This is a genomic window from Microvirga calopogonii (assembly GCF_003347665.1).
GTDB lineage: Bacteria > Pseudomonadota > Alphaproteobacteria > Rhizobiales > Beijerinckiaceae > Microvirga > Microvirga calopogonii.
Genome location: NZ_QDGA01000009.1, coordinates 130,307 through 140,100, shown reverse-complemented (window position 1 = coordinate 140,100; position 9,794 = coordinate 130,307). Strand labels below are relative to the sequence as shown.

Below are 9,794 nucleotides of genomic sequence, written 5' to 3'. Positions count from 1 at the left end.
CCCGAGATCTGGCTCGCCGCGTCCGAGCACAGGAACACGGCCAGCGCCGCGACCTGATCGACGGTCACGAACTGCTTGGTGGGCTGCGCCTCCAGCAGCACGTCGTTGATCACCTGCTCCTTGGTCAGCCCGCGCGCCTTCATGGTGTCGGGGATCTGCTTTTCGACCAGCGGCGTCCAGACATAGCCGGGGCTGATGCAGTTGACCGTGATCCCGTCGGTCGCCACCTCGAGCGCCACCGTCTTGGTGAGGCCGGCGATGCCGTGCTTGGCCGCCACATAGGCCGACTTGAACGGCGAGGCCACGAGCGAATGGGCCGAGGCCGTGTTGATGATGCGGCCCCATTGGCGCGCCTTCATGCCCGGCACCGCGGCGCGGATCGCGTGGAACGCGGACGACAGGTTGATGGCGATGATCTGGTCCCATTTCTCGACCGGGAAGTTCTCCACCGGCGAGACGAACTGGATGCCCGCGTTGTTGACGAGGATGTCGACGCCCCCGAAGGTGCGCTCGGCCAGGCGGATCATCTCCTCGATCTCGTGCGGCTTCGACATGTCGGCCGGCGAATGGATCGCCTTGACGCCGAACTCGCTCTCGATGGCGGCACGCTCCTTCTCGATGGCGTCCGCATCGCCGAAGCCGTTGATGACCACATTGGCGCCCTCCTTGGCGAGAGCGCGGGCGATGGCGAGGCCGATGCCGCTGGTCGAGCCTGTCACGACAGCAGTTTTGGAGCGAAGTATCATCGAAGCCTCCTTAGTTGCTAGGTCCAATCACTCAATCCAAGCACTCGTCTCGATCTGGGATCTCCTCACGATCCTCGATCCGTCGAGTGTGGTACCGAGTACGAACTCGCACGCGACCATTGTTCGTGTGCGTCTGAGCCGCATGTATCGTGGCTCCTGATGGCAGGATCACACCCGTCTTTGGCATGTACCAGGCCTTCTCAGGGCACCCCTAGTGGAAAAATAGCGCCCACCCGACCAATGCGAGCGGGGCGACAACTCCCAGGAAGAAAGACAATGCATTGCCTGTCATGGCAGGCCCCCCTAAACGCGCGGGCACCTTCGTAGGACAACACGCAGACGCCATCCCAATCGTGAGCCATCAATAGCGAAGCGGCTTCTGAAATGACGGCGCGAGCCGAGAGCCTCCAAAGTGCGCTCGTCCACGGCCAACCTTGTCTCACTGCATCACCGAGCGTCAGGTCGATACGGCTTCAGGCGGCTTGGGGTATCCCGATCTGCGCTGCTACAAAGGCCGTTGCTTCCTCGGCCACGAGAGCCTGATGAATGGCATGACATACCTCAACCGGCGTCGGCTGCTTCAGGACAAGGTCGCCGCGTGCCGATACCCGCTGCTCCGAGCCAGCCAGGATCACAGCCCGATCCTTGTGCATATCGTGATACTCATCGGCGAGAATCCAGCCGTCGACGAGGCCGGACAGCGCGGCACGTGTGTACAACCAGCCGATGGGGCGGCTCCAATCGCGCAAGGCCAGGAGCACTTTCTCGCCCGTGTCCACTGTAATGACTTCATGCCCCTGAGCGCGCAGCCGCTGTGCGACCGTCTCGCGCGTGATCGGGGTGTTGTCGGCAATGAGAATCCGGTGTGGTTTGACCGTGCTCATGGTGCTCTCCAAAATAAGCTGACGGCTTTTGCGCCCGTCAGTGCACACCCATCCGCTTGTTGTCTCACTTTCGAGATGCGTTTTGAGCATCGCGGCTTGCGTGCCAGCCACCGGCCCTAACGGCCGCACTGGCAATCGGCTTGCCCCAGTCCACAGCAGCGCAGGATGCAAGCGCGGGCGTAGCGTCAACTGCCGGCCGATGCACCGACGGCACTGGCAAAGCGTCCGCAAATGCAACAGTAGCGATGTAGGCGTGGAGAGATGCGAGATTCTCTATCATAGTCTTTCTCCTTTCATATTAGACTGAGAAACGAGTGACCCAGCTCGCCACATGCACACCGGGTGAAACCTCATCCCAGAAAATCGTAGCGTCTCTCTTTCCAGCGAGACGGATCGAATGGCGCCAGATAGTCATGCGCTACCTTGCCGAGCCCGAGCGTCAGGTCGGCCACGATGTGGGTGGCCGAGACCACTTCGAGCACCGGCAGCTCCGCGACCGGCGCCAAGGCATGCGACCAGAGATTCAAGGATGCGGGACCAGTCCAAGCCTCTTTCAGATCGATGTCCTCCAGGTAGTACTCGACGAGCTCGCAGATTCGCGGTGAACCATCGACATGCGGAATGATCTTGAGCAGAAAGTTGGGCTCGCGAAGTGAGCCCATGACGTTTTCGAGACCGGCAGCCCTGTGCTTGTAGCCCATCGTGGCGGTCGCGACGCGAACCGGACCGTAATCGAGCGTGCCGACCAGGGTATCGACTTCCGTACGCAGCGTTGGATTTGCGAGCTTCTTGGGAAAGCCCCACAATTCACGCCCGCCTGCTATAGGCGGATGGTCGTTGAGAAACATGCAATGGCTGTAACTGCCCTTGCGACCGCGAAACGAGACGGGGATGACCTGACCGCTTTCAGTGTAGTCGCCGAAACCGGTCGAGTCCGGCATGCGGATGAACTCGAACTTTACCAGCGGCTCGTCGACTTCGAGCGGTTCCGGGACGAACTCCCGAAGCTTCTTCGGGTCGGTCCGGTAGGCGACGATCAGATATTCCCGGTTGTGGAAGCGATAGGGCCCGATCGGAAAGGCCGGGCTGGTCAGGGGCATTGCGAAGGCTCTGGTCCGGACAATGTCTTCGTGCATAACTGAAATCTCCAATGTTTGGCTCTAAGGTTGCTGGGCTGAAAATCAGTTCGCGAGCGCATGCATTGGCGGAGAGCCTAGTTGCGCTTGAGACCCTGGGCGCAGGATGTTCCTGGTGCGGCTGTCTCTTTGGCGCTATTCCCGCCCGTCCTTGACCAGGTCGAATGTGCGGACCCCTTCCTGACCGTCAGGGCGCTCTAGCACCTCGGAGTGCCGCAACGTGCGCACCGCATCGTGATAGCCGGCGCGCCAGTGCTCTTCCATGGACAACCGCGAAAACTCGTAATCCTTCGAGTGGCCTTCGTAGTGCCTCGAGCGGTAAATCATTTGTACGATATTATACGCCTTGCGGTCCGCCTCTGGGCTGAGGAGATTTGCCTCCTCGGTGGTTCGCAGGTTATCCGGCAGATTCGACAGAAGGCTGCCGAGTGCATTGCGTAGGCGCTGCACGCGCTTGAACTGGTCCGTGCTGGCGCGCGTCCGGCTGGAATACTGGATTTCCTTGTGCCGCGTCGCGACCTCGGCCAGATTGCGCGGCAGTTCCCCGTGGGCACTCCACAGATCGACCTGGAACGCAAGCGTGTCCTGCCGCGGGCCTGAATCGACCACCCAATCCAGCGGCGTGTTCGAGATGAGCCCGCCGTCCCAATAGGACTCACCGTCGATTTCGACCGCCGGGAAGCCGGGCGGCAGCGCACCGCTCGCCATCACGTGCTCGGGCCGGATTGTGTGCGTGGTGTTGTCGAAATAGACGAAGTTGCCGGTGCGCACGTTCACGGCACCGACGCTGAAGCGCACCTCGCCCGTATTGATCCGGTCGAAGTCGACAACTCGCTCCAACGTGCTTTTCAAATGCCTGGTCTCGTAGAAGCTTGTCGCCTCGAGAGCACCGTCCGGGTGCAACCAGGGAGCCAGCATCCGGGGCGTGAAAAAGCTCGCGGCCCCACTGACGAGTGCGCAGGTCGCGCTCATCTGGTTGAAGAGAGCACGTGCCAAGTCCCCTTTGCGACTGATGACATGGAAGGCCGGAGAGCAGTCGAGCAGCGGGTTGGTAGTGATCTCCTGCCAAAACGCGCGCAGCTTCGCCACCCGGTCCTCCGGTGCGTTCCCGGCGATGATTGCGGAGTTGACGGCGCCGATTGAGACGCCGGCAACCCAGTCGGGATGGATTCCGGCTTCCGCGAGAGCTTCGTAGACTCCGGCCTGATAGGCCCCCAGCGCACCCCCGCCTTGCAGCACCAGCGCGACGCATTCAAAAGGGAGCCGTCGTTCCGCGACTGAAAGCTGCGTGTGGATTTGAATGTTCATGGCATGTGTTCCTTCGCCTCGATGGCCCGGCGGCAGCCGCCGTCATGCGGACCCGCGTCGTGGTCCAAAACCGATCGACAACGCGAGTGATCTGCCGGCCAGCCGGATCTCGTGCTTCGTTGGGTGTAGCCTCGCTGAAACTGGCCATCGGCAGGACTGATCGGCATCAACAGGCAAGGTTTCGGCGGAATTCTGATCTCGCCACATATGTCGGATCAGGAAGTCCGCGCCCTCGATGGTCGAGAGCCAAAAATAGATAGGCGCCGGTAGTCCGCACGGCTGCGCTCGCTGTTTCGGGCTCGAGTGCACCCTGAGCAACAGCGTCGGTCCTGCCGGCATACGTCCAGTTTGGTGCTTTGATGAAGGCCGGAACCGGATGATCTTCTCGGACGGCGCAGAACAGATCGGGTTCAGGTCTGTTCCGAAACAAGTTGTAAGCAGGAGAGAAGCTCCCCAGGATGCCAAGCGCTGTCGGGCCCGGCCGGATCTTGAGCCCTTCGTTTGGTGTGGCCCCGCTGCAACCGCCCATCGGCAGGACGGGGGCTGGCATCAATAGGCTAGGTTCAGGCAGCATTCTGGTCTCCATACAGGTGTGGGTTGCCGGCAATGCCTGCGATCGACAGGCTTGGCATCTCGCCAGCGGTCGTATGGAACCTGCCAGAGCAATCCACGCTCCGCTTTGAGACAGCATCCATTTTCCGTTGAGACCGACTTGATTTTCATTTGAGATCGGCTCGATTTCGGCTCTCTTCGGGCGAGAGAATCCGTAAGGTGTTCTGAAATCACCTTGATCGTGTACGGGCGCTAGCCTACCAGCGAGGTTCCGGTCAATGTGGCGGATAACAGGAGAGCGACAGTCTAGGATGAAAGTCCGAAAACGAAGGCCTGTATCGGACGGGTATTTCCTGTCGCTTCTCGCTCCGATGACGCGCCGACGGTCAGTTCGTCCGGCTCCGGGCTCGAGCTCACGCGAGGCGAAGGGGTTATTGACACTTCCGGAGCTAGGGCATGCTTAGACAACCTCGGATTTTTCGACTCAAAGGGATTGGTTTTTGCCCCAGCCGCGGTCGTGGTATTCTCCGTTAGTGTGCTCCCAGTAGGAGCCTCACCATGCGCTACCTGTTTGATGACTTCGTGCTTGACCCAGACCGTCGCGAGCTCCGTCGGACTGGCGACCACATTGAACTTGAGCCCCAAGTATTCGATCTCCTAGAGTTCCTGATCCGCACACGAGACCGCGTGGCCAGCAGGGATGACCTGCTCGAAGCCGTGTGGCGCGGGCGCCTCGTATCCGAATCGACGCTGAGTAGCCGGATCAATGCCGCACGAGCGGCGATCGGCGATACCGGCACGGAGCAGCGCCTGATCCGGACGCTGCCGCGCAAAGGCGTCCGCTTTGTCGGGGATGTCCGGGAGGAGCAGGAGCGGAAACCAAAGACCGAGCTCGAGCCGGTGTCCCTACAGGCTACTTTCTCGGATTCCGCAGCCAAAGGCCCCTCGATCGCCGTGCTGCCGTTCGACAACATGAGCGGTGATCAGGAAGACGACTATTTTGCAGACGGGATGGCCGAGGAGATCATTACCGGGTTGGCGCAATGCAGTGGATTGACTGTCTTGGCCCGAAATTCCTCGTTCACTTTCAGGGGGCGATCGGTCGACATTCGCCAGATCGGAGATGATCTCGGCGTGAGCTATGTGCTGGAGGGCAGCGTCCGCCGCAGCGCCACACGATTGCGCATTACGGCCCAGCTTATCGACGCGAGATCTGGGGTTCATCTCTGGGCTGACCGCTTCGATGGGGGCTTCCAAGACGTCTTTGAGCTTCAGGACCGGATCACAGAAAGTGTGGTTGCGATTATCGAACCGAAGCTGCTGTTCACCGAGGCTGACCGTGCCCGGCGCCGCCCCCCGCAGAGCCTGGATGCCTATGACCTCTATCTTCGTGGGCTCTCATTGATCAACGAATACACCGCTGAAGCCACGCTTGAGGCTTTGCATTGCTTTGACAAGGCCCTGGAGTGTGATCCCAGCTACGCTCAGGCCAAGGCGGCTTCGGCGTGCTATCGCGGCTTGTCCCTTTTCCAGGGTTGGGCGGGGCTCTCGGACGAGCCGAGCTCCAGGGGCGTGCGGCTGGCTTTGGACGCCATCGCCCTTGCTCCCAACGACCCCAACGTGCTGTGGATGGCAGCATTCGCGATCTGGGTCCTAGCCAAGGACGGGCCACGTTCCCAGGAGCTTTTTCGGCGCTCGCTGAGCATCAATCAGAACTCCGAGATCGCAATGGCGCTGGCTGGCTGGGTCGAGGCTGCGAATGGAAATCCTGCGGCGGGGCGGGAGTTGATCGAGAAGTCCAGGCGCCTCAATCCCACTCCTCCCACGCCATGGGTCGCGCTGGCCGGAACGGCGTTCACGTATATCGTCGAAGGCAAATACTCAGAGGCAGTTTGGTGGGCTGAACAGGCGGTGGTCCAAAACCGCCGCTTTGCCCTCGCACTCCGCAGCCTCGCGGTCGCATTGGTGGAAATCGGCAAGATTGACAGAGCGCGACTGATTGTGAGCGAGATCTTGAAGATCGAGCCGGACGCAACTGTCGCCAAGATCCCTGAGCGGATGCCGTATGTCAGCGAGCCTGTGTTGCAGACCTACATTGAGACGCTCCGCCGAGCCGGGCTGCCGCAGTAAACTGTCCAGGTTGTTTTCTCGTTGATCTCGGGCCGGATCGCGGCGGTCGCCGGCGCCCTCGACATGCTGCATCGGCCTCCATACGGGAATAGCGTTCTGCGGTGTGTTGGGAGCATCGGGGCGATTGGAGTTCACGATGTTGGACGATGTGATCAACGTTGCGGCTCGGATCGAATAGGCGAGCAAGCGGCTCGCGATGCCCTTGCTGGCCTCTGACGCGACCATCACTAGGGCTGGCGCGATCCGTGAATGGCGCGAGGTCCATCGGTTTGCCGCGAACAACCGTGCGGAGATCCAGTGCTTGGCCCCGGAAAGCTCAACGACAAGATAAAGGCCGTTGCCATCGGCGCATCGTCCCGGCTTACTCAGCTGCCGAACGCCTAACGCAGAAAGCGCCTCGTCTGGGTGCTGCCCTGCTCGCTTCAATTCACACCCCACAATCCAGCCCACAAATAATACCGAATTGCATAGGACGAAATGGACAGATCCGAACAGCCCCGTCCGCCAGCCCACTGTATTTGTTAGCCTTTTAGGGCCGCATCGAACGGAAGCGGACAGCAGCTAGGCGGACGCTCCCTCCACCATCATCTTTGCCTAAGCAACTGACAACAGATCCAAATCGGGCTGTCCCCGCTATATTCCGGCCTTTGCCGCTGGCTCGGCTTTAAACTTGGCAGCGTCTCCACACCGTCGCCGGACCTGCACAGGCTCAACGTGATCCGGGAGGCGGTCTTCGGCTGGTAGAGCGGCAACTTTGGCTATAGGCAATGTGCGACGGCAAAGATATTACAAGATCGACCCAGCTGCGCCCTAGCTATCGAGACCAAGTATGCTCTCCTCTCCACACTTGGCCCCACGCACCCAGTACTACCCTTATATCGACGGCTTGCGGGCCTTCGCTGTGCTGTCGGTGCTCATTTACCATCTCCACGGCCCATGGCTGCCCAGCGGGTTCGTCGGAGTGGATGTGTTTTTTGTCATCTCCGGCTTTATTGTCAGCGCCTCCGTCGCCAGCTTCAAGGGGCAAGGCATCTGGCAGTTTCTTGCCTTTTTCTATGCCCGTCGCCTGAGGCGCATCGCACCTGCGCTCATCGTATGCCTGCTGGTCACGGCTGTTCTGACGGCATTGCTGGTCCCGCCCTCCTGGCTTAGTGCGGAGAACCAGAAGACTGGTCTCTATGCCTTCTTCGGCCTCAGCAATTTCGTCCTGGCCAAGAGCGGCCGCGATTACTTTGCCCCGACGGCCGATTTCAACCCTTACACTCACACTTGGTCGCTGGCGGTAGAAGAACAGTTTTATCTGCTTTTCCCCTTCCTGTTCCTAGCGTGGACAAGGGGCGGCCGCGGACGGGTGCTTTCGACGGCCCTCTTCGCCGGCACCTTGCTGGCATCCCTATGCTGGGGCTGGTGGCAGAGCCAGGCCAATCCTCTTCAGGCATATTTTCTCACGCCAAGCCGCCTCTGGGAATTGGCGGCCGGTGTCCTGCTCTACCAGCTGATCGGCCAGAGTCCGGAGCCGACGATGCCGTTCAGGCATGCCCACTTTGTGCGGAGTCTCGTCGGTAAAGTCTCGCTGCTGTCGATCCTCGTCGCCTTTGCATTGCCGGGATATGCTCGTTTCCCTGTCCCGGGCGTGTTGCCTGCCGTCATGGGTACGCTTGGGCTCATCTGGAGTCTTCACGACCATCCTGAGGTGAGGCCCTTGCACAGACTGCTTGGCAACCGCGCCTTGGTTTTCGTCGGCAAGATCTCCTATTCTCTCTACCTCTGGCATTGGCCAGTGTTCGTCATATTCCGCTGGACCTGGGGGCTTGAAACCCCTCTGACGCGCGTGGTCGCCGTTGCGCTCGCATTTGCTCTTGCCCTTGCATCTTGGCGCTTTGTGGAAACCCCCGTTCGTCACAGCGGGAGCTTCAGTCGCATCCCGCAGGGCGCGGCGATCGCCGGCAGCCTCTTGGTCGTCGCCATCGCGTCCTTGGGGGCGAAAGTCATAGCTGATAACCAGCACCGCATTTCATTCAGCACCGTCAGCCGGAATCCGGAAATCTGGTACCCGAACGTTGCTCCTGCCAACGCGGCAGACCCGGACTGTAATGCCGAACCTGAACGCCACACCGTCCCGGGCGGGCGACTGCTGATTTACAGCCCCAAGGGCTGTGCTCAACCACGCCAGCTGAGCAGTTCCAGCATCTATGTTATCGGCGACTCCCATGCCATGGCCTATGAGGGTCTGCTGAAGCAGTACGCCATTCGCAAGGCGATCCGCATCTATGCCTACACGAACGGCGGCTGCCCATTCCTCAGCCTCCAGCCGTGGCGCGACCTCGATGACGCACGGTGTCGGCACTACACCGACGCGGCGCTCGGTGACCTGCGCGCTCGCCTGAAGCCTGGCGACGTGCTCTTTCTACCATCCCTGCGGCTGCCGCGCTTCTCGGACCAATGGATCTATTTCGGCCAGGAGCAGGCAGAAAGCGAGATGTTCGGTCCACGTGCCGATGCCGGACGTCGGCGCAGTGTTGCATTTGCCGTGGCAACGCTGCGCGAAATTGCGCAACGTGGGGTTCACGTCGTTCTTGAAGGACCGAAACCCGTATTCAAGGCGCCACCATTCCGCTGTGCCGACTGGTTCAATCGCGGCAACCCCATCTGCACTCCAGGATTTACGATGTCGCGAACCCTCCTCGACGCGTTACGTCAGCCGGTGCTCCAGTCGTTCTCACGCATCTCCGAGCAGGTGCCCGGTGTCAGCGTCTGGGATCCATACCCCGTTCTCTGTCCTGAAGATGAGTGCCGCGCCTGGCGCGATGGTCAGCCGCTGTTTCTCGATGGCGACCATATCAGCGGGATGGGCAATACGCTTTTGCTGCCGTCTTTTACTGAAGCCATGAACGCACGCCTTGGGATCCATAGCAGGGCCGCGGAACGCTGATGCGATTGACCCCGGATGCAAGTATGATTTCTGAATTGGAATCTCTCGACTAGAGCCGCTTCATCAGCCGTGCCGCCGACGTGACGAGCCATCGTAGTCGCGCCTT

Annotated in this window: 6 protein-coding genes; 2 read left to right on the top strand and 4 right to left on the bottom strand. The window is 60.6% G+C overall.

Annotated elements, in window-relative coordinates; all coding sequences use genetic code 11:
* The 4 genes from DDF70_RS10810 to DDF70_RS10795 form a co-directional block, all read right to left on the bottom strand.
* On the bottom strand, positions 1 to 746 hold a 746-nt coding region (locus tag DDF70_RS10810), incomplete at its 3' end, for a 3-hydroxybutyrate dehydrogenase (RefSeq protein WP_114944870.1).
* 473 nt (positions 747 to 1,219) lie between these two features.
* Entirely contained in the window at positions 1,220 to 1,630 is a 411-nt protein-coding gene (locus DDF70_RS10805; RefSeq protein WP_114944869.1) for a response regulator, read from the bottom strand.
* Positions 1,631 to 1,980: 350 nt separating this feature from the next.
* Complete coding sequence (locus tag DDF70_RS10800) at positions 1,981 to 2,766, bottom strand: acetoacetate decarboxylase (protein WP_114944868.1); 786 nt, start codon at positions 2,764 to 2,766, stop codon at positions 1,981 to 1,983.
* A gap of 135 nt (positions 2,767 to 2,901) precedes the next feature.
* Positions 2,902 to 4,074, bottom strand: a complete 1,173-nt coding sequence (locus DDF70_RS10795; RefSeq protein ID WP_114944867.1) for a patatin-like phospholipase family protein — start codon at positions 4,072 to 4,074, stop codon at positions 2,902 to 2,904.
* Between the two features lie 1,110 nt (positions 4,075 to 5,184).
* On the opposite strand from DDF70_RS10795, the gene DDF70_RS10790 reads away from it, so the two are divergent.
* Complete coding sequence (locus DDF70_RS10790) at positions 5,185 to 6,756, top strand: winged helix-turn-helix domain-containing tetratricopeptide repeat protein (protein WP_114944866.1); 1,572 nt, start codon at positions 5,185 to 5,187, stop codon at positions 6,754 to 6,756.
* A gap of 829 nt (positions 6,757 to 7,585) precedes the next feature.
* A complete protein-coding gene (locus DDF70_RS10780; protein WP_114944865.1) occupies positions 7,586 to 9,688 on the top strand; it encodes an acyltransferase family protein in 2,103 nt (700 codons plus the stop codon).
* The last annotated feature ends 106 nt before the right edge of the window (positions 9,689 to 9,794 follow it).

Bases quoted from the DNA above. Each gene is read 5' to 3' on its own strand.
- DDF70_RS10780 (WP_114944865.1), top strand. From the start codon at position 7,586: ATGCTCTCCTCTCCACACTTGGCCCCACGCACCCAGTACTACCCTTAT.
- DDF70_RS10800 (WP_114944868.1), bottom strand. From the start codon at position 2,766: ATGCACGAAGACATTGTCCGGACCAGAGCCTTCGCAATGCCCCTGACC.
- DDF70_RS10790 (WP_114944866.1), top strand. From the start codon at position 5,185: ATGCGCTACCTGTTTGATGACTTCGTGCTTGACCCAGACCGTCGCGAG.
- DDF70_RS10795 (WP_114944867.1), bottom strand. From the start codon at position 4,074: ATGAACATTCAAATCCACACGCAGCTTTCAGTCGCGGAACGACGGCTC.
- DDF70_RS10805 (WP_114944869.1), bottom strand. From the start codon at position 1,630: ATGAGCACGGTCAAACCACACCGGATTCTCATTGCCGACAACACCCCG.